Here is a 20,218-nt window from a genome sequence, read left to right on the forward strand (position 1 = left end):
TTAGTTAGTTGTATATAAATTTTATGTAATCGTTATTGTCATTACTTACTTTTATTACATCTTGCATTTGAAGTAAATAACCATTTGGAACAACTTCATTATTGACTTCAATCATTGCATTCTCTTGTGTGGTGTGAATTTTCGGATTACCATTTTGCCCTTTGGTCAAATAGAAGTCAGTCAAGGTATCTGCATCTACTACGTATTTGTAGCTAAATTTTCTATCATATTTTTTTAAATGGATTTCCTGTTCATAAGGATATTTTAAAGAAATAATTCCGCGCTTAAACTTTTGATTTCTGCGGACAAAAAATACTAGCATTAAGAAAGTAGCAATAACGATCAACCCATAAAAACAATACCTGATTAAACTTTCTTTAAAAGATTCGGGTACGACATATGTAAGATGTTTAAAGCCTTGTTTTTTATTCTGCTTATATTCAATATTATTTTCAAGGAGCCTTGAAGCTTCTAAAACTTTTACATTGAAATTATAATTACCACTTTTAACATCTTTTTTAGGTGTAATATGGATTGTTGTTGAGACATGCTTATTAGTTGCCTCAACTTTAAATGTTTTTTTATCCCACTTCTTGCCATTAATAAGTAATATTAAATTCTTAAAATCAAAGTCATCATTTATTTCAAATATTACATATTCATTTTCTTTAACAGCAGTTTCGTTAAAAGAAAGTTTTATTTTTTTGTGAATTGTATCACCTCTTTTGAGATTAATAGCTTCTTCTTGACTAAAGGAGATGTTAGGTGTGAAAAAAATGAATACTAAGAGTGAAAATATGTGTTGTTTCATTCGTTTTTATTTAGTCTATAAATTCAATGGTTACTTTGGGCTTTTCTGCTTTATTGTTGAAAATAATTTTTGACTTATTTGCAAGAATTTCTATATGTAATTTCGCATTATCACTAATAAGCGTATCTTTTGAAAAGCCGTTAGAGAAAGTGTATGTTATTTCCCCAGTGTAGATCTCTTTATCAAAAACTTCTGGCTTATTAGCCGTTAAAAGTTTTACTGTCTGTGGTTTCCTAGATAATGAGATCTTATTGATACTATCATTAGGTCTTACAAGACTAGCTTTTTGCTTGATAGTTTTTTCGTCATAGGATAATTCAAAGTTAGACATTACAACTTCGTAAGAATTATTTTGAAAAAATTTATCTATTCCGGTTCCATTGAAAGTGAATTTTTGTGTACTAGTATGCACTTTTCCATTAAAAACAATTGTCGTATTGTGAGGAGTAGCAAAAACAGTAACTTCAGAAAATGGTTTAATTATATTTTTAATGTTTTCACCATCTATTAAATTAGCTACTTCAGGTTTTAAGTTGTAGATGAATAAATAATCAGAATCTCTTATAATTTCATCAAATTTTTGTTTTAATTTTTCATAACGAATTGAACTACAATTTTTGTTGCAATTTGGAGTTGGGCTTCCATCTGTAAATAGATAAATTCTATTTGTATTTTTTGTATTTGTACTTTTTATTTTTTCTAATACTTTATTAAGAGCGTAATATGTGCACGTACAAGTTTCGAATTCATCTACACCTATTATGTTTGCTGTGATATTATTAACAATTTCTTGTGAGCCATCAATGGTATAAGTTCCTTTATCATAAATATCATTACCGTATAAGAATAAAGTTACCTTATCACCATTATTGAAATACTTTAATTGCTTTTCCAGTAAATCAATAGATTTTTTCCAAATATCTTCATTTGCAATTCCTTGATTATCTGTTCCCCGTCCAATCATAGAACCTGTAATGTCAAATAGAATGTAGTGGTTTACTTGGCTAAAACAGTTTAAAGAAACAAACGAAAGAATGATTATTATATATTTTTTAGTCATATTTTACTGTTATTTAATATATGTGATAAACATACTTTAAAAGTTTAAGGTTTAATTACGGTTTTCCGTAAGTAGGTGAATAAATTTCAGATTGTATTAAAATTTCTAATTTCATAAGTCTATAATCAAGATGCAAGTCTCCCAAAAAATGTATCTTTGAAACACACAACCAACCAATATGATTTACATTGCCATTTTACGTGGAATTAACGTTTCTGGAAGTAAAAAACTGCCCATGGCGGAATTGCGAATATTGCTCTCAAAGCTAGGTTTTGAAAACGTTCAAACCTATATTCAAAGTGGAAATGTAGTATTTAAATCTGAAGAAAAAGATCAAAAAAAACTAGAAAGACAAATTTCTGAAGGCATCAAAAAACAATACGATTACGACGTGCCTGTATTGATCAAAACCATCGCACAATGGAAGACTGCCATGGCAAACAATCCATTCACAAAAGAAGACATTTCCAAACAAGCGATTACCTTTTTAGCGACAACGCCCACAGTAACTGACTTTGATATTGACAGTAAAGGCGATGAATTTAAAATCATCAATACGGAAGTATATCTCTATTGTCCCAACGGTTTTGGGCGAAGCAAATTGACCAACAATCTTTTTGAACGAAAACTCAAAACACAAGCGACGACACGAAACTGGAAAACAATTCACAAGCTGTTGGAAATGGTGGAAGCACTGTGACATTATAAATGCTAAATGCTGAATTTTAAATTTATAAACAAGTCCAATTTGAGTTCATGAAAACTAAAAGGGATAAAAAAAATATGTGAATTCGTGGTAAAAAACATAAGGGTAAGCCAAACAAATAACGCTTCGACAGGCTCAGCGTAAACACAAATTAATAAAACACAAATAAACAAAAACGCAAATTAACAAAAAGACAAATAAACGAATAAACATACATAATGGAAAAAAAAGTAACACCAAGAGGCGCGTATCCACATACCAAACGTGTGGGCGACTTTATATTTGTATCAGGAACCAGTTCGCGACGACCTGATAATAGCATTGCTGGTGTAGATATCATTGACGAAATGGGCACGAAACATCTAAACATTGCCACACAAACTCGAGAAGTCTTGAAAAATATTGACAAAAATTTGCAAAGTGTAGGCGCAAGTCTGGCAGATGTCGTAGATGTCACTTCGTTTCTAGTCAATATGAACGATTTTGCAGGCTACAACGCCGCGTACGGAGAATTCTTCGAAAAAGAAACAGGTCCAACCCGAACGACAGTGGCAGTACATCAATTACCACATCCAGATTTGGTGGTTGAAATCAAAGTAGTAGCCTATAAAAAACAATAATCTATACTCGATTCCATGCAAAAGATTCTAAACTATATCAACGGAAGCTATGTAGCACCCAAAAGCAACGAATGGATTGACAACTATAATCCTTCAAACGGCGAAGTGTACGGACACATTCCGAATTCATCTTCAGAAGATGTTGAAGCAGCCTATCAAGCAGCAAAAGCGGCGTTCCCAAGTTGGTCAAACACCACGATTGAAGAACGGAGTCGCATCCTCAACAACATAGCAGATCTCATTGCAGAAAACTTAGCAGACTTAGCAAAGGCAGAATCGTTAGACAATGGAAAACCGCTCAGTCTTGCCACACAAATTGACATTCCAAGAGCTACGAGCAACTTTAAATTCTTTGCACAAGCCATCACACAATTTTCAAGCGAAGCACATGAAAGTGTCGGACTCAACGCGATGAATTTCACTTTGCGTCAACCCATTGGCGTCGTAGGCTGCATTTCTCCATGGAATTTGCCCTTGTATCTTTTTACATGGAAAATCGCACCAGCATTAGCTACTGGAAATACCGTGGTAGCCAAACCGAGTGAAATCACACCGATGACCGCCTATCTTCTCGGAGAAATTTGTAGCAAAGCAGGTTTGCCCAACGGCGTACTAAACATTGTACACGGATTGGGACATACGACGGGACAAGCCATTACAGAACATCCAAACATAAAAGCCATTTCTTTTACGGGCGGAACAGCAACAGGAGCACACATTGCTCGTACTGCAGCTCCTATGTTTAAAAAGCTTTCGCTAGAATTGGGAGGGAAAAATCCAAACATCATCTTTGCAGATTGTGACTATGACGAAATGTTGAAAATTACCGTACGATCTTCCTTTGCGAATCAAGGGCAAATCTGTTTATGCGGATCGCGTATTTTTGTAGAAAGAAGCATCTATGACAAGTTCAAAACGGACTTTGTAGCACGCGTGAAACAACTCAAAGTAGGAAATCCGTTTGCGGAAACCACCAAAGTAGGCGCGTTGGTTTCGAAACCGCATTTAGAAAAAGTAAAATCATACATAGACATCGCGAAAGAAGAAGGTGGAACCGTTTTATGTGGCGGAAATGAAGTTATAGTTGCAGGTTCCGAAAACGGATACTATCTAGAGCCAACAGTCATTGAAGTACAAACGGATCAATGTCGTGTAAATCAAGAAGAAATATTTGGACCTGTTGTGACTATGATGCCATTTGACACAGAAGAAGAAGTATTACAAATGGCAAATGGAGTTCGTTATGGTTTATCAGCGACACTTTGGACAAACAATCTGAATCGTACCATGCGCATGTCCAAACAAATCGAAGCAGGAATTGTTTGGGTAAACACATGGTTATTGCGTGATTTGCGTACACCTTTCGGCGGAATGAAAAGCTCAGGCGTAGGACGTGAAGGTGGACTAGAAGCTTTGCGTTTCTTCACCGAACCTAAAAATGTGTGCATTAAATACTCGTAGGTTGAAATTTTGAATTTTAAATGCTAAATTAAAAGCATGTCAGTTCGAGCATTATTGTAGATACTGAGCGTAGCTCATGATAACACTTTGAAATAAAAGGCATCTCGACTGCGCTCGATGTGACAACAGAAAATCTAATTGAAAATTTATAATGAAAACATACTATGTATATATTCTAAAATGTAAAGATGATTTACTGTATGTTGGAATGACGAATAATTTAGAACGAAGAGTAAATGAACATAAATCAGGATTCAATAGAAGCTGTTTTACATACCAAAGAAGACCAGTTGAATTAATATTTCATCAAGACTATAATGATGCTGAACAGGCAATATATTTTGAAAAGAAAATTAAAAAATGGAGTCAAAAAAAGAAATTAGCTTTGTCTGAAGGAAACTTTGATATGTTACAGATTCTATCAGAATGTAGAAATGCTACACATTTTAAATACAAAAAAAATAATTTACAATAGTAATTAAAAGTGTCACTTCGAGCGCAGTCGAGAACACTTTAAAACCTTAATGTTTAAAACAAACCAACAACCAACATGAATCTAAACTTACAACATAAAAACGCACTCGTTTGTGGAAGCACACAAGGCATTGGAAAAGCGGCTGCGAAAGAACTAGCAAACCTCGGAGCAAACGTAGTTTTAACTGCGCGAAACGAAGAAAAACTCAAAAACGTACTAGCTGAATTAGATACAACTAAGGGACAACAGCACAATTATATTGTTGCCGATTTTCAAGATCCGAACGGACTGCGTGAAAAAATTGAAGCCTATATTTCAGAAAATCATCCGTTTCATATCTTAATCAATAATACGGGCGGACCAGCAGGCGGACCAGTATTCAACGCAAAAATTGATGAATTTGAACGTGCCTTTACACAACATTTAAAATGCAATCATGTATTGGTACAAACCCTAGTTGGTGGCATGAAAGAAGCAGGATATGGACGTATTATCAATGTAATTTCCACTTCCGTAAAACAACCACTGGATGGATTGGGCGTTTCCAACACCATTCGTGGCGCCGTAGCTAATTGGTCCAAAACATTGGCTAACGAATTGGGGCAATTTGGAATCACCGTGAACAATGTATTGCCAGGAGCTACGGCAACCGAACGTTTATCAGAAATCATCAAAAACAAAGCTGCTAAAACAGGGAAAACCATTGATGAGGTTAGCGAAGCTATGAAAAACAGTGTACCCGCCAAACGTTTTGCGCAACCTAAGGAAATAGCCAACGCGATTGCTTTCTTAGCCAGCGAAGCAGCTTCCTACATCAACGGAATTAATGTGCCTGTAGATGGTGGACGTACGAAGTCACTATAAAATTCTAAGTAAAAAACTTTAAGTATGCACATACATGTTTCTTACGATTTGTTAGGGAATGGTTGGAGTACTTGTTTTATCCGAGTTGATCAAATGATTCATCAAATCAATATTACTCATGTGTTTTCATCTCCCATTGAAGACTGTATGTTTGTATTAAAAAGAATGATAAAAGGTGAAAAAAAGGATTCATTTATTTGGTATGATGAGCCAGGTGGAACAAAATTTAAAATCGTAGAAATACTGAAAAAATCTGGCGAAATTAAAATAACAGCAACACAATTTGAGAATTCTTATGGTGAAGAAATTCAAAATGAAAAATTGCTATTTGAGTTTATAATCTTGAAAAGAATCTTTTTCAAAATGATGTATTATGAGTTTCTCAAAATTGCGAATTTACTTTCTGAGAAGAAATTTGCAGAAAATAAACGTAAAGATTTTCCATTCAATTCATTTAAGACCTTTGAAAAAAGTGTACTTGATTATGTGTAAAGAGTTTTGTTGGCTTAAATTTCTCACAAATACAAAAGCAAAACTACCTGATTTTAACATTTTTCGTTGAATATTTGACATAAGTGTTAAAAAATCCTTAAATTGGAAAACAGAAAAACCACTTTTGCAATGCTAAATACATTGCAGACTAATAAACTAACCATATATGGACAGAAGAAACTTTATTGCATCTAGTATCATGGGAGCTGGTGCGCTCTCAATGTTCCCTAGCACTACATTAGCAAGTAACAAAAGTGTTTCACTCACAAGCATCGGAAAAGGATTCAACCGTTTGTTAAGCAGTGTCACTCACATTTCTATCTCTAATTTATCAGCAAATGTTGCCAATACGCATGGGCGATTGATCAGCGCGTTAGATAAAGAAGGATACGAATACAACGCCTCTGAAGTTGTAAAATTGAACAACAATTGCTTTGCGATTCCGTTGCATAAAAATCCAATCTTAGGATTTAAAAGTAAAGAATTAGCATTGATTGTAAAACAAAATGGTGGAAGTAAGTTCTACATTTTGAATGAAAAACAAGCAACTGAATTTGCAGGAATGATTGAAAGCTTCAGTCAAAATGCAGCAAGTCACAAATTGGATTTGGATGCTGCATCTTTTGCATTTCCTGTAAAAGTGGTTACTCACAAACAAGGAAAAGAAACTATATTTGCCTATAAAAATAAGTTTGACAACACAATTACACTGAGAAGTGCTCGCAAAATAGCAGAAGCAGTGATAAGTTAAACAAATAACCAACCCACCATAATTCTAAAAAGTCTTTCTACTGTTTGAGAAATCGAAGTGTAGTAAAGACTTTTTTTATTTATACTGTTAAATACATTACAATTTCTCTAATAAATAGTATTTTTATACAATGAATCATGCGTTGAGAACACGCCCAAAATAACAAAACCTTGAAACGAAAACTGCGCATAAACGGACACTCACATTTGTTGCCTTATCCAGAACAAATTCCTCAATTTATGAAGGAAAAAAAGATTTTTTGGGTCGATGATGAACGTAAATATATGTTGCAAGACGACTGGAAACGTCCTGTGACAGATTCTAGCTTTTTCTTAAATGAAAAGTTAGAATGGATGGAACATAATAAAATTGACCATGCGGTTATTTTAAATCTTTCACAATTGTACGGAAATGGCCTGCGGTTGGAAGCCATGAAACATGCCTTGCGTTTTCAAAATGATTTTAATGCCGAAGTACAACGCAATCATCCTTCAAAGTTTACGTGTGGTTTTGTAGTACATCCAGGATTTATTCATGGTGCTTTGTGGGAAATAGAACGTTGTGTAGAAGAATTGGGCTTGCGTGTATTGTGTTTGCCAACGCATTTTATGGACTCAATAGGGCAGTGGCGCTCCGTTTTTGACGAAGAGAATGACCCTATTTTCGCTTTGGCGGATAAGTACAAACTTGCGATAGAAATTCATCCGTATGATGGTGATAAAATGATCAAACTAGAAAACGTAAATTGGCGCTTTCACCTAATTTGGATGTTGGCACAATGTGGCGATGCATATCATTTTTATACCTTGAATGGCATGCAAGAACGGTTTCCAAATATTAGAACCTGTTTTGCACATGGCGGACAGTTGGCACAAATGAACTTAGGACGCCGCATACAAGGATTTGACGGACGACCAGATTTGTTTGAAGGCAAAGTACATCCGCGAAAAGCTGTAGGACATCCCAATATTTACTTTGATACCTTGGTGCATGATACCGATTCTTTCAAATTAATGGTAGATCGTCAAGGAAGTCAGCAAATTATTATGGGATTGGACGATCCGTATCCGTTAGGAGAAATGGAAAGCGATGCACAATCTTCGTATCCAGGAAAACTGTTAGATTTGGCTATGGAACGTAATATCATTAATCAAGAACAATATGATGATATTTGGGAAGACAATGTACTACGTTGGTTATTTGGTACTGATGAAGCCACTAAAAAAGACTTGGTTCAAAAAATACTAAGCGACTAAGTTTCGGTGAAAATATCTCCGTATTTCACCACTTCTAAAAATAGCGTGCTTTACTGTATTGAGACGAATACAAAAGCTGGAAATTGGAAAAATGCTTGTAAAAGGTTACTTTTATAAGTAGCTGATATTCAGAATTATAATTTTCTCTAAAACACGAGAAGAAAATGCGCTCAAATGAAGAATATGTCCATCATTTTACTTGCTTTTTTGGTCATCTCTTGCGATACGACTACCCAAACCATTGCCGAAGAAATAGCACCTACGTTTTCTAAAATAACACAATATACCTATCCAAAGAACACTAAAGATGCACCATTCAAGTACAGACTTGACTATTACTTTGATAACAAAAAACCGCATCGTTGGATTGAATTAGATTCAAACCATAATGTGATTACAGAATACATATATGAATATGATAGCCTGTGGAATCACATTGGAGCTAAATACAGAGAAGATGGTGAATTGAACTATAATTTGGAAAGAGTTCATTTTAAAAATGATACTACCAAAGTAACGCAATGGTTAGATTCGTTGGGAAAGCCGTATTATACCATGACCGATTATCTCAATCCTAAAGGGAAAACATACAGAGCGGAATTTAAAGGGAATGAAATTCACGGATATGATTCCACGTTTTATACAAAAGAAGGTTTTCCGAAGCGTATCTTTTTTACGAATACCAAAGGAAAAGTTTTTAATGATCGAACGTTTGTCTATGACTCCATAAGTGATCAAAAAGATTGGATTACACGCAAAAAGGTTATGAACGATACTGTTAGAGAACTTCATGTAAAAGAAACGTATTATAATGATAGATATACTGACGCGAATGGTATTTTTTACGAAGGCATCATTTCTACAGGAATGTGGTCAGAGAACACGTTTAGTTTTACAGACGATGCACAAACGATGTTTGTGATGCGCACCGCAGATTGGGACAATCAATTTGGAAGTATACACGCAAAATCACATGGAATTTTTACAACTTCAACTCGTATTCCTGTTTTAGATACCATTTATAACGGAGCTATTTCGCCAAGCGGGAATAAAATTATTTATAGCAAAAAAGCGGAAGGAGACGAATTTATATACTTACTAAAAAAGGTGGAAAATGGTTGGTCTGAACCTGTAAACTTGACACTAACATCTCAAATAAAAGGTGGCTACTTTTACTGGCTTACTGAAAAAGACTTATTTTTTTATTCAGATGTGCAACATGGAAATATAGTTCAAGGTACATTGATAAATGATCAACTAAAAATTACAGACTCGTTGCCAATTTTAAATACAGAGTTAGGAACGGAATTTAGTCCGTATGTTAACCGAGAAAAGCGGTTTATTATTTTCACAAGATATCTTGAATCAGATGGTGCACAACAAGGTTTTTTTGTCAGTTACAATTTGGGGAGTTATGAAGTTCCTAAATGGTCACATCCTAAAAAAATAAAAACATTGCCTTATGGTTGGAATGCTTATTTTATAAATGATGGAAGACAATTTCTTTATACAAATGGCGATAATATCATGAGCGTTTCTACTAAATCACTTAATCTTACTTATGAAAAGCAGTCGTACTAAAATCATTTGTTTCTTATGTATTTTGAGTATTCAAAATATGTTGCATGCGCAAGAATAGAGAAGCGAAAAATAATACCAATTTACATATAAAAAGTAATTCAGTGTAAGACTAAAAAAACCTCACATTTGTTTGTGAGGCTTTCAATTTAGCACTATTACCTTGATCCGAAGTATATTACTTCTTCACAATAAGTTTTGTATATGTGTTTCCAGAAGTATCTTGTACATTCACAAAATAACTTCCTGTTTTCAATTCACTAATATCAATCATTTTTTGATGGGTTTGCAAAGTAATAACTTTTACCTGTTGTCCTACCAAGTTGTATACACGAACTGTTTCTATTTCTTTAGTCGATTCAATATGCAATTGTCCGGTTGTAGGATTTGGATACATCGAAAAAGAAGTTTCCTCAAAATTTGGGGTACTCAACGTATTGGTAATTGTCATACTTGTAGAAGTCGAATACAAATCACACGCTCCAACGGTATGTGTAATGGTATATACACCATCTGTAGACATAGACAAATCAATTTCTCCCGTAGTCGCATTAATTGATAATCCAGCAGGTTCGGCTGTAAACACACCTGTAACACCTGTGGTACGTGTTGGCGTTGGATCAGCATCATCAGTAGCATACGTATTGAATGTGTATGCAAAGTCTGCAAAATCATTATAATGCAAGTCAATATAATTTTTAATCACTGTTGCATAATCGTCTGCAAACGGCACTAAAGTTTGCGGTCGGCTATCATAAAAGTTTCCGTTGTAGGTTCCTAAATCGCGCACACGTCGGTTTACTTCTGTCATAATTCCGTCAATCGTTCCGCCGCCGCCTTGTCCATCGCTTGCTGTTGGTCCAGAACCGTGACGTCTGTTATTGTAAAAATCGCCATCAAAGTAGTCGTTATTAAACGGGCGTGTATCATCACAACTGTTAGAAGCGCCACTATCAAAATCACTTGGAACGGTTCTATACCCAGAAGTTACGCCGCAACCAGAATAGCCTTGCGCATTGTAGAAAACTCCGCCAGTATCTTTAAAAAGTCCACCCAAACTATTTGGTCCACGAACCAATTCTTCTTGGGTTAAGTTTCCTAAGTTATCACTCACTAAGTTTGTAATGGTTGAATTAGAAACTGTGTTTAAATAATTAGCTGTTGTGTTGTTTAAATCGGAAGCTGAAATATTATAACCAGCTTCAATTCGTGGAACAGTATGACTTTGTCCATGTAAATCAATAAACAACCCTTTTCCCCATTTGCTCATGACATCTGTACTTGCTTGATCAATAAAGTTATGAAACGTATTCCAATAGAAAAGCGCATCTGAATCGCCACAAGTCGCTTCATTTTGTTCTCTATTAGGATCCAATTTGCTTCGGTGTAAGTTGTTGATAATCACATACGGATAACAACCCGTTTGATCGTACACTGATTGCTGAATTTCACGAATTAAAATATCAGTATTGTCATCTCTTTCATTCGTACCGCAACCTCTATCTGGCAATGCACTATCATTGTCTGGATAAGAAGTTCCGCCAATGGTTTGCCCAGATTGTTTTACACCACCGTGCGGCGCAGCAATAATGATGGGCATATTTCCAGGAATGTATTCAATATATTCGTTTCCGCTGGTATCAAATTGAGAAACTCCAGGAAAAGGTGGCGGTGGCGGTGCTGGTTCTTCTAATGCAAAATAGAAGGTCGCTGAAATTTGTGTGTTTGCTGGGTTGTTCGGGTTGAAATCTCCATCAAATGTAAAAGCGGTTTGTCCGTCAGCAGTAATTGTCAAACTTCCGCTTCCATTCCAATCGTCACCATAAGTGTCATACACAATTACATAATAACCAGTTCCAGCAGGTATATTATCATCTACTGGATAACTAACGGCAGTTGTGGTTTCATTATAAGCATTGTTGGTGCTTCCCGTAAAACCATTGTCAATAGTTTGTAAAAGTGTTCCTGAAGGACTGTACAATTCTACTCTATTTTCGGTTGACCACTCCGGCCAATCCACCGTAAGGACTACATCTACATTTTGAGCATTGCTTAGAAGGCTCATCAATAAACATAATAGGAAGACACTTTTTAAGGGTGAAAAAGTAGTTTTTTTCATGTACATAGGTTTAAGTAAAATGATTTTGGATGCGATTTAGATTTTTTTTCTTACAATTGTAATGCAAGATAAAATCCAAAACAATAATACGATAAAAGGCATAAAAATACGACAAAATGAGTGATAAATATTTTGAAACCAATCGGGAGACTTGGAATAAAAAAGTAGCAATTCATGCTAAAAGCGATATGTACAACATGGAAGCTTTTAAAAATGGCAATTCGTCTCTTATGAAATATGAACGGCATAGTTTGTCTGCCGTAGCGGGGAAGTCCTTGCTGCATTTGCAATGTCACTTCGGACAAGACACCTTGAGTTTTGCTCGAATGGGCGCAACATGTACAGGAATTGATTTGTCCGATGAAGCGATAAAACTAGCAAAATCACTAAATGACGAATTGAATTTAGACGCTACGTTTCATTGTTGCAATGTGTTTGATGTAAACGATCATGTAACGGATACGTTTGACATTGTATTTACAAGTTATGGCGTCATTGGTTGGTTGCCCGATTTAACAAAATGGGCCACAATTATTGCATCAAGATTAAAGGACGGCGGTACTTTTTACATGGTAGAATTTCACCCAATTGTGTGGATGTTTGATTATTTGCAAGAACCACCTGTACTGAAGTATGCCTATAATCAAGACGAAGTAATTTATGAAGAATACGAAGGCACGTATGCTGAAGATGGAGAAACCAAAATGATTAGCAAGGAATACGCTTGGAATCACGGTTTGGGCGATGTTATTAATGCGCTCATCAATGCAGGATTGACGATTGAAATGCTTACAGAACACGATGCTTCGCCGTACGATGTGCTGCCCGATTTGGTAAAAAATGACGAAGGTTTGTACGAAACAAAAGATAAACTCTATCCGCTGATATACGAATTAAAAGCCACAAAAAAACCTCGCGAGTAGCGAGGTTTCTTATATGTATTTGTGTTGGAATTAAAACTTAGCGAACAGTTTTTCCATTTTTACTTTTTCTTCGTCTGCTAATGCAGGATCTACTAAAATACGACCACTGTGCTCGTCAGTGATGATTTTCTTTCTAGAAGCGATTTCAACCTGTACTTGTGGTGGAATTGTAAAATACGAACCTCCAGAAGCGCCTCTTTCAATTTTAACAACTGCCAAACCGTTACGTACATTATTACGAATACGTTTGTAAGCTGCTAACAATCTGTCTTCGATTAATTTTTCAAACTCTTCAGACTTTCCTAAAAGGAATTCTTCTTCTCTTTTCGTTTCTTCAAGAATATCGTTCAATTCAGCTTTTTTGTGCTTTAAGTGCGATTCTCTTTCGTCTACGCGTTCTTTAGTTTGTGCAATCACGGCTTTTTTCTGCTCAATAGAAACTTTAAATTCTTTGATGTGCTTTTCTGCCAATTGCATTTCTAACTCTTGGAATTCAACTTCTTTCGATAAAGCGTTGTATTCTCTATTGTTTCGAACATTTTTTTGTTGCTCTGTATATTTCTTGATTAAGCTTTTTGCTTCTTCAATAATATTCTTTTTGCTCTTTATATCTTCATCAATTTGATCAAGGTCACCGTGAAGTTTTTCAAGTCTAGTATTTAAGCCAGCTACTTCGTCTTCTAAATCTTCTACTTCTAAAGGAAGCTCTCCGCGAACATTCTTAATCTCGTCTACGCGAGAATCAATTAATTGTAAATCAAAAAGCGCGCGTAATTTTTCTTCGACCGTAACTTCTTTCTTCTTTGCCATATCTATGAATACTTGATTGGATTTGTATTTTCTGCTGATAAAATGATCGCAAAATTAGGAATTTTTTTCGTAAGATGCTCAAATAAAAGATTTTTTGTGTATTGTTCACTTTCATAATGCCCAATATCTGCCAAAATTAATTGTCCTTCTGCCTGATAAAAATCGTGATATTTCAAGTCTGCCGTCACATACGCATCCACGCCAGCACGTTTGGCAGCACTAATAGCAAAACTTCCGCTTCCGCCCAAAACCGCTACTTTTTGAATCATTTTTCCTGACAAAGCAGAATGTCGCACCACTGGAACGTTCATTTTTGTTTTTAAAAGTGTCATGAAATGCACTTCGTTGATTGGATTTGTAAATTCGCCAATCATGCCCATACCAATATGCTGATTCGTATTTTCCAAGGTTGTAATCTCATAGGCAACTTCTTCATACGGATGTGTTTCATGCAAAGTTTTGATCACTTTTCCTTCCAAATGTCGTGCAAACGTAATTCCGAGTTGTACTTCTTCTTCAAAATGGGTTTCCCCTTTGTTGCCAATCGTAGGATTTGAAGCTTCATTTCCTTGAAAACTTCCCAAACCTTCGATGTTGAAACTGCAATTTTCATAATTCCCAATACTTCCTGCACCAATCGCAAACAAGGCATTGCGGACTTTTTCAGCGGCTGTCTTGGGTACAAACGTGATGAGTTTTTTGATCGTTGCTTTCTGCGGAATTAAAATAGATTTGTTTGTCAAACCTAATTCATCACAAATCCGATCGCTCACGCCATTCCACGAATTATCCAGTGCAGTGTGCATGGCGTAAATAGCAATATCGTTCTTAATCGCTTTTAAAACCACGCGTTCCACATAGGTTTTTCCAGTAATTTTTTTTAAGCCTGAAAAAATAATAGGATGAAAACTCACAATCATATTGCAATTTTTTTCAATAGCTTCATCCACCACATTTTCAAGGGTATCTAACGAAATCAATACGCCAGAAACTTCTTGTTGGCTATTTCCAACGAGCAAACCGACATTGTCAAAATCTTCCGCATAGGCAAGCGGGCAGAATTCTTCAATGTGCGACATGATATCTTGAACTTTCATCTTTCTTCCTTTTTATCAAATATAGAAATTAGCCTTAAAAAATGACAATAAAAAATAAAAAGCATGCCTATTTAGAACGCTTACGAATTCGTTGCTACGCTTACAAACTAATTTTCGGGTGGAATGGGCAAAATAATTAACTTAAAAAAGAAATCAAAAAATAGCATTCGCCATGAAACAAAATGTAATCATACTCATTCTTTTTTTTATCAGTTTTAGTGCTTTTTCTCAGTTGCGAAGTGGAATTATTCCTATTGAAGACGATCGCTTGTTTAAAGTCGTGCTAGAAATTAACGAAAACAATGTGCTTTCCAGAAGCAACGAACATTTTAGAATGCAAGCTATTAAAGTAAAAAGTGACGAACGCGCTACGGATGATGAAGATATTCAGGCGTTTAAAAGTTTTTATTACATCGTTATTGCCAATTTTGAACAATCGCCACAAGGGAAATTATACAAAACCGCCAATTTGATTTCGCCACAAATTTCGGTGTATCCCGATAGTTATCGTTTTTTCAAAATTTTAATCACGCATGGCGAACAACAGGAAAAGCAGTTAGTATTGTTTGCTTCTAATGAGAAGATTTATGTGAAGAAGTAGAGAGGGAGTCGGATTGTATAGTTCAGAATTTTCATTCTCTTAGTTAATGATTTTCACTGCTATTATTTTCTTTGTAGTCTCCAAATGACGCTATGTCAATTATTTCAAGAAAACTATTCGCATTATTAATTGCACGTTCATAAACATCAAGAGTCATCAATTTATTATGATATATATGAAACATTTTTTCTTTTTTTAATAGGATTTCCTTTTTCAACTCTTCAAGCTTGTAGACTTTTCCAGTAGGGACAATGGCAAGTTCTACATTATACTTTGGAGCCGAAAGAAATGATAGCAAACTATTAACTTTTTCCTTTTTGATAATTTTCACCTTCAAAAGCTTGCCATCAGCATCAATGTATTTCCATTTGGGGATTTTTTTGATGTATTTTTCTTTGAATGTGAATTTCGATTCCCAAGTCAAATCTGAAAAAAACACTCTTTCACTTTCAAAGAGGAATTCGGTCATATCCATGATGGGGAATTTGATTTCGTTGAGCATTTTCGGTTTTTTAATGATGATTCAAGTGCTTCTCGTCAGAAGAATTATTCTTAAAATGAATGGTTTGCAATGCTCTTGGCGCAATTTCTATGTTGTGAGTTTCGTTTTGTAAAGTGAATTCGATACCTACAGGCTTCTCGGTTTTATTAAAAACAACAACAGCGATAGATTTGTCAGGATTCTTAGCCGCAGTATACACAATACCTTCCGCTTTTTTACCTTCAATAGCAATTCTGCGCGCTCCAGGTCGTATAAATTTGCTAAAATGGCTGAGTAAATAGTAGAGCGGCGTATATATGACTTCGTCCGTTATCGGATTGATCAAGACTGGTGCACTATTAAAATTATCATACGGATTGGGTTGTCCTTTGTTGCTGAGAATCATACACCATTCCACATAGCCTTGCGTACCGTGATTGAGATCGGTGATGATATCGTAAATGTATGTGTCAAAAGGCACAAAAGTACCTGCGTAATCTGTACTTTCTCTCCAATATTGCCCTACAGGATCGTTCGCGTCAATATCAATGCTAGATTCTGTATGAATCATTCCTTTTCCTTGCCAATTTGTTCTTAGGCTATCTAATGCTTCTGCATGATAGTTATTCTTTTCAAGTTCTGAGCTCGCGTACCAATGAAAAGCTGTTCCCCAAGCATATTTAGCTGCTTCTGGATCATTGTAGGTAGCGTTTACATAATTATTCATTGTAGATTTATTGTGGTCATATATCAACACGCGTACACCAGAATTTAAATTATCAAGAGTAAGATGTCCGTCTTTGACAAGTTGCGGACCAAAATGATTTTTTAAAAAATCGCGTCCTTGTTCTGGAGAGAATCCATTGCTATCCCAACGTGCATCGTGTGCATGTAATGGTTCGTTCTGAGGTGTTATTCCCCAAATATTGATGCCTTTTTCAGCGTAAGCACTTATATATTTTGAAAGATAGGTAGCCCAAACACCATAAAATTCTGGTTTTAAAGAACCGTTTGTCATTTCAGCAGTTTCTCCTTGTTTCATCCAAGAAGGCGGACTCCAAGGAGAAGCAATAATTTTAAAGTCTGCATTTTTAATATTAGAAGCTTCCAATATCATTGGAATCATATCATAACTAGGCGTTACCAATTCAATACCTTTTACTTGATCATTTTCGTTACCTGAAAATCCTTTGATGTCTTCATTGATCGTAAATGTAGAAAGGTCTGTATCATTCTCTTCAACATAACTGTAATGATTATTAGCGTAGTCACTACTGTTGATGTGTGTTCGCGTAAGTGAAAATCCAGCACCTTTTGTGGGACTGAAAAGTTTTGTTAGGACTTCTTTGCGAAGTGTTTCTGGAATGGTTGCCAAATTCCACGCGGACGATTCTGTGAAAGAAGCTCCAAAACCAATATATTCTTGAAATTTTTGATTCGGTTTTATAAGCAAACTAATTTTTTCACCATTGTCAGTGGATGATTGCATAGCGTTTTGTGGAATTAATTTAAGATTATCGCCAGACGCCGAGGTTTGATAAACTTCTACAGATGAGAATTCACTTTTTTTAGAAGTACAGGCTGTAATTAAAATAGCTGCAATGAGTGTTTTTAAAAATGTTGTATTCGGTTTTGTGAGTTTCACTATTGATGGTGTATTCAGGACATTCACTACATTGCGTTTTAAATTAAACAAAAGACTACTCAATTTCTGTGATGCTAAAATCAGCAAATAGCACTTCTTCGTCTCTTAGGTCTTGGGCATTCAGCAAACTTCGATAAATTCCCCATTTTGGTCTTACAAAAGAAGCTTCTGGTCTCCAGTTTACAATAGATGAGTTTGCATAAGAAAACAGAACACTCCCGTCACTAACTTTTTTTATTTCAATTTCATACGTGCCAGAAACGCCATATTCAATGGTTTCTGTAACTTCCAGCCACGTATTTACAAGTGGCGCTAAGTCTGTTTGTGCCAACGTGCTTTGACTGTCGGTTTCTGCATAGCGCAATTCAAGTCTGTCAGGACTTCCCTTTCTTGTGGTTAAGGTATACATTGGCATACTTTCTAGCGATCCTCCAACGGATTTTAGTTGGTGTAAATGTGTGAAATTTGGCGAAGATTGAAATCCTGCATTCAACTTAAATTTCCAGTTGTACACTACTTTTTCATTTTCAATGCCTATTAAATTATCGGGTGATTGATTATAGGTTTTTATCTCATTGCGTTGTCTGTCAAAATTTAAACAGCGATCATCGTCTGGCGTTGTATGAATGTAAAACCGAAAAACATTTGTGTTTAGTTCGGCATCAAATAGTTCATCAATATGTTCGCCAAAAGCATTGTGACTACAATCTGGCGTTTCAATAGGATTATGGCCTGGCGCCAATACAGAAGTAATGAGTTCGTATGTATTTCCTGGACCATTTGCTTTTAGTTGCACACCTACATTTTTTTCCAAATTGATTGTCACTGAATTGTTTGATGGATTTGAATCGTTATAGACATTCTGAAATGCAGTTTTAAAATTTAGTGTCGCAGTTACTTGCGTTGTATCAACATTAAAAATTTGTTCTTTTTCAGTTTCACTCACATTTGCACTTCCATACGTATAACTTAGTGCATTTTCTACTTTTTGCAATAAGTCATTCTCGTCATTCCAAGAAATTGAAGTTTCAGACGATGTTACAGAAATATCTGTTAGTATTGGTGTTGTTCCGTTATTTCCATCATTTTCAGGAGTATTTTCATCGTTGCTACAACTGTTTAGACTGATATGTGAAATGAGTAGTAAGACTAGAAATGAAAGCTTTTTCATATTTTAAATAACAATGATAATTTATACGTGGGTTTCTTTTTATTGTTGTGTGTTCAACTTTTTATAAAAATACGACATTCTGTTTAGAATTAAAGTTACCTATCTAGGTTTTCATGTTAGTTAGTTTGCCATTGCATGCATCTTTGTGTTGAATACTGCCGAATATTCAGCATTACATTTTCATTTCTAGCTTAAAAAATGATATTTTCGCTTTATGCGACGACTTCGACTGCTTTTATTCCCTTTTTCTGTGCTGTATGGCGCCATTGTATTTGTGCGCAATTGGCTGTTTGATAAAGGCTATTTGAAATCGACTTCATATAGTTTTCCTGTAATTTGTGTTGGAAACCTTAGTGTTGGCGGCACGGGAAAATCTCCCATGATTGAATATTTGATTCGTTTGCTGAAAGATGAATATAAAGTTGCGACACTAAGCAGAGGTTACAAACGAAAAACAACGGGTTTTTTGTTGGCGGATGAACACACTACAGCGTCTGATATTGGTGATGAACCGTTGCAGTTTTACCATAAATTTAAAAATGACATTCAGGTTGCGGTAGAAGCAAAGCGCACTGTCGGAATTGAAACCTTACGGAACCTGTCAATTTCACTAGAAGTAATTTTGTTGGATGATGCGTTTCAACATCGAAAAGTCAATGCGGGATTCAATATTTTACTCACGCCTTTTTACGATTTGTATGCGAATGATTTTATGTTGCCCGCAGGAAATTTACGCGAACCCATTTCCGGAGCCAAACGCGCCGATGTGATTATTGTGACGAAATGTCCAACCGAAGTTTCTGCAGCAGAACGCACGCGAATTGTAAAGAAATTACGCCCAAAAGCACAGCAAAAAGTGTTTTTTACGACGATTGCCTATTCTGAAAGCATTTACAGCGAAAGCGAAGAACTATTATTGTCTTCTTTGAAAGCTTCCGAATTTGTACTCATCACAGGAATTGCGAATCCGAAACCGTTGCTGCAACACTTAAACGATCAACAATTGCAGTATACGCACCTTGAATATGCTGATCATTATCATTTCAGCGAAAGCGATATTCAAACGATTAAACAGAAAGTAGGAGACAAACGCATGTTAACCACCGAAAAGGATTTTATGCGTTTGAAAGGTCGTTTGGACAAGTTGTATTATTTGCCAATTGAAGTTGCGTTTTTGGCAGGCGAAGCGGAGTTTCAAGGGAAAGTTAAGCTGTTTTTGGAATCGTAACTTGTTTAGGTTTCAAAGTACTTCTCGATACAGTTTTCTGCATTTCGACAAGCTCAATGACAGAAAACC

Annotated in this window: 20 protein-coding genes; 12 read left to right on the plus strand and 8 right to left on the minus strand. The window is 35.5% G+C overall.

The window, feature by feature from the left end:
- Window positions 1-4: 4 nt before the first annotated feature.
- Both KORDIASMS9_RS10755 and KORDIASMS9_RS10760 read right to left on the minus strand, forming a co-directional pair.
- Entirely contained in the window at window positions 5-811 is an 807-nt protein-coding gene (locus KORDIASMS9_RS10755; RefSeq protein ID WP_114902847.1) for a hypothetical protein, read from the minus strand.
- Window positions 812-821: 10 nt separating this feature from the next.
- A complete protein-coding gene (locus KORDIASMS9_RS10760) occupies window positions 822-1,871 on the minus strand; it encodes a vWA domain-containing protein (RefSeq protein ID WP_114902848.1) in 1,050 nt (349 codons plus the stop codon).
- 178 nt (window positions 1,872-2,049) lie between these two features.
- Between KORDIASMS9_RS10760 and KORDIASMS9_RS10765 the strand changes: the two genes are divergently transcribed.
- From KORDIASMS9_RS10765 to KORDIASMS9_RS10805, 9 genes are all read left to right on the plus strand, one after another.
- Window positions 2,050-2,571 (plus strand): DUF1697 domain-containing protein, encoded by a 522-nt coding sequence (locus tag KORDIASMS9_RS10765; RefSeq protein WP_114902849.1) that lies wholly within the window; start codon window positions 2,050-2,052, stop codon window positions 2,569-2,571.
- Window positions 2,572-2,795: 224 nt separating this feature from the next.
- A complete protein-coding gene (locus tag KORDIASMS9_RS10770; RefSeq protein WP_205318053.1) occupies window positions 2,796-3,197 on the plus strand; it encodes a RidA family protein in 402 nt (133 codons plus the stop codon).
- 15 nt (window positions 3,198-3,212) lie between these two features.
- Complete coding sequence (locus KORDIASMS9_RS10775) at window positions 3,213-4,658, plus strand: aldehyde dehydrogenase (RefSeq protein WP_114902851.1); 1,446 nt, start codon at window positions 3,213-3,215, stop codon at window positions 4,656-4,658.
- A 151-nt stretch (window positions 4,659-4,809) separates the two neighbouring features.
- On the plus strand, window positions 4,810-5,133 hold the full coding sequence (locus KORDIASMS9_RS10780) for a GIY-YIG nuclease family protein (protein WP_114902852.1): 324 nt from the start codon (window positions 4,810-4,812) through the stop codon (window positions 5,131-5,133).
- Window positions 5,134-5,208: 75 nt separating this feature from the next.
- Window positions 5,209-5,997, plus strand: coding sequence for an SDR family oxidoreductase (locus KORDIASMS9_RS10785; RefSeq protein WP_114902853.1), 789 nt, complete (start codon window positions 5,209-5,211; stop codon window positions 5,995-5,997).
- Between the two features lie 24 nt (window positions 5,998-6,021).
- Window positions 6,022-6,489, plus strand: coding sequence for a hypothetical protein (locus KORDIASMS9_RS10790; protein ID WP_162819881.1), 468 nt, complete (start codon window positions 6,022-6,024; stop codon window positions 6,487-6,489).
- 166 nt (window positions 6,490-6,655) lie between these two features.
- Window positions 6,656-7,240, plus strand: coding sequence for a hypothetical protein (locus KORDIASMS9_RS10795; protein ID WP_114902855.1), 585 nt, complete (start codon window positions 6,656-6,658; stop codon window positions 7,238-7,240).
- A gap of 170 nt (window positions 7,241-7,410) precedes the next feature.
- A complete protein-coding gene (locus KORDIASMS9_RS10800; RefSeq protein ID WP_114902856.1) occupies window positions 7,411-8,496 on the plus strand; it encodes an amidohydrolase family protein in 1,086 nt (361 codons plus the stop codon).
- Between the two features lie 174 nt (window positions 8,497-8,670).
- On the plus strand, window positions 8,671-10,077 hold the full coding sequence (locus KORDIASMS9_RS10805) for a hypothetical protein (RefSeq protein ID WP_114902857.1): 1,407 nt from the start codon (window positions 8,671-8,673) through the stop codon (window positions 10,075-10,077).
- Window positions 10,078-10,252: 175 nt separating this feature from the next.
- Here the strand turns inward: KORDIASMS9_RS10805 and KORDIASMS9_RS10810 are convergent, their stop codons facing one another.
- Complete coding sequence (locus tag KORDIASMS9_RS10810; RefSeq protein ID WP_114902858.1) at window positions 10,253-12,193, minus strand: T9SS type A sorting domain-containing protein; 1,941 nt, start codon at window positions 12,191-12,193, stop codon at window positions 10,253-10,255.
- 116 nt (window positions 12,194-12,309) lie between these two features.
- On the opposite strand from KORDIASMS9_RS10810, the gene KORDIASMS9_RS10815 reads away from it, so the two are divergent.
- Complete coding sequence (locus tag KORDIASMS9_RS10815; RefSeq protein ID WP_114902859.1) at window positions 12,310-13,116, plus strand: bifunctional 2-polyprenyl-6-hydroxyphenol methylase/3-demethylubiquinol 3-O-methyltransferase UbiG; 807 nt, start codon at window positions 12,310-12,312, stop codon at window positions 13,114-13,116.
- A gap of 30 nt (window positions 13,117-13,146) precedes the next feature.
- Here the strand turns inward: KORDIASMS9_RS10815 and KORDIASMS9_RS10820 are convergent, their stop codons facing one another.
- Together KORDIASMS9_RS10820 and KORDIASMS9_RS10825 are read right to left on the minus strand one after the other, a co-directional pair.
- Complete coding sequence (locus KORDIASMS9_RS10820; protein WP_114902860.1) at window positions 13,147-13,926, minus strand: zinc ribbon domain-containing protein; 780 nt, start codon at window positions 13,924-13,926, stop codon at window positions 13,147-13,149.
- 2 nt (window positions 13,927-13,928) lie between these two features.
- Window positions 13,929-15,023, minus strand: a complete 1,095-nt coding sequence (locus KORDIASMS9_RS10825; protein ID WP_114902861.1) for a Nif3-like dinuclear metal center hexameric protein — start codon at window positions 15,021-15,023, stop codon at window positions 13,929-13,931.
- Between the two features lie 172 nt (window positions 15,024-15,195).
- Here KORDIASMS9_RS10825 and KORDIASMS9_RS10830 point away from each other — a divergent pair, with 172 nt between their 5' ends.
- A complete protein-coding gene (locus KORDIASMS9_RS10830) occupies window positions 15,196-15,624 on the plus strand; it encodes a hypothetical protein (RefSeq protein WP_114902862.1) in 429 nt (142 codons plus the stop codon).
- A 43-nt stretch (window positions 15,625-15,667) separates the two neighbouring features.
- On the opposite strand, the gene KORDIASMS9_RS10835 is transcribed toward KORDIASMS9_RS10830, so the two are convergent.
- From KORDIASMS9_RS10835 to KORDIASMS9_RS10845, 3 genes are read right to left on the minus strand one after another with little or no spacing between them, the layout of a single operon-like run.
- Window positions 15,668-16,126 (minus strand): hypothetical protein, encoded by a 459-nt coding sequence (locus KORDIASMS9_RS10835; protein WP_114902863.1) that lies wholly within the window; start codon window positions 16,124-16,126, stop codon window positions 15,668-15,670.
- A gap of 10 nt (window positions 16,127-16,136) precedes the next feature.
- Window positions 16,137-17,750, minus strand: coding sequence for a glycoside hydrolase family 30 beta sandwich domain-containing protein (locus tag KORDIASMS9_RS10840; RefSeq protein ID WP_162819882.1), 1,614 nt, complete (start codon window positions 17,748-17,750; stop codon window positions 16,137-16,139).
- A 55-nt stretch (window positions 17,751-17,805) separates the two neighbouring features.
- Window positions 17,806-18,921: a hypothetical protein gene (locus KORDIASMS9_RS10845; protein ID WP_240321174.1), complete on the minus strand. Its 1,116-nt coding sequence runs from the start codon at window positions 18,919-18,921 to the stop codon at window positions 17,806-17,808.
- Window positions 18,922-19,135: 214 nt separating this feature from the next.
- On the opposite strand from KORDIASMS9_RS10845, the gene lpxK reads away from it, so the two are divergent.
- Window positions 19,136-20,149, plus strand: a complete 1,014-nt coding sequence (lpxK, locus tag KORDIASMS9_RS10850) for a tetraacyldisaccharide 4'-kinase (RefSeq protein WP_114902865.1) — start codon at window positions 19,136-19,138, stop codon at window positions 20,147-20,149.
- Window positions 20,150-20,218 lie beyond the last annotated feature (69 nt).

Origin of the sequence: Kordia sp. SMS9 (assembly GCF_003352465.1) — a bacterium.
Lineage (GTDB): Bacteria > Bacteroidota > Bacteroidia > Flavobacteriales > Flavobacteriaceae > Kordia.